Annotated in this window: 1 protein-coding gene; it reads right to left on the bottom strand. The window is 75.6% G+C overall.

The window, feature by feature from the left end; all coding sequences use genetic code 11:
• On the bottom strand, positions 1-656 hold a 656-nt coding region (locus tag CCN37_RS40640; protein ID WP_168201066.1), incomplete at both ends, for a hypothetical protein.

Genomic DNA, 656 nt, shown 5'->3' with positions numbered 1-656 from the left:
CTTCTCCTCCTGGATGCCGTGCTCCTGGAACGCCTGGACCGTCACCTCGGCCTGCCGGGCCCCCTTGTCGCCCCAGGACTCGACGCCGCAGAGGACGGAACGCGCGTGCGGGGCGGGTCCGGCGAACACGACCTTGACCGTACGGGGGAAACCCTCGATCGCCGGGACGTCGATCTGCCACTCGGGACGCCCGGCGGAGTCGGTCCTGAGGAAGGCCTCCTCGTGCGTCCGGTCCCGGACGCGCCCCTCGTCCCCGCCGTGCTCCTCGTCCTCGCCGTGCTCCCGGGCTCCGCCCGCGTGGTCGAAGACGCCCAGCCAGCGGACGTTGCTCCGGTCGAACGGATCCTTCGGCGCGAGGGCGAGCCGGCTCTCGCCGGGCCGGAACTCGGCGTGCACGACGAGCCCGGCCGGGGCCGCGAGGCACGTCTCGTCGAGCAGCTGCCAGTCCTCGGGGTGCCAGGCGGCGGGCCCGAGCACATAACAGTTCCCGGGCGTGGTGACGAACCGCCAGGCCGCCCCGAACCCGGCCCGCTCGGTCGCGGGACCGGACAGCACCAGGCGTACGGGGGTGGGGCCGGGATCACCGGGCCCGGCGGCCGGCGCCGTGGCAGCGCCGGGCGTCCCTCCCGTCCCGGCGGCGACGGCCAGTTCCGGCA

This window comes from Allokutzneria sp. NRRL B-24872 (genome assembly GCF_002155965.1).
Taxonomy (GTDB): domain Bacteria; phylum Actinomycetota; class Actinomycetes; order Mycobacteriales; family Pseudonocardiaceae; genus Allokutzneria.
Note: the sequence above shows the minus strand (reverse complement) of the source record. Positions and strands in the feature narration are given on the sequence as shown.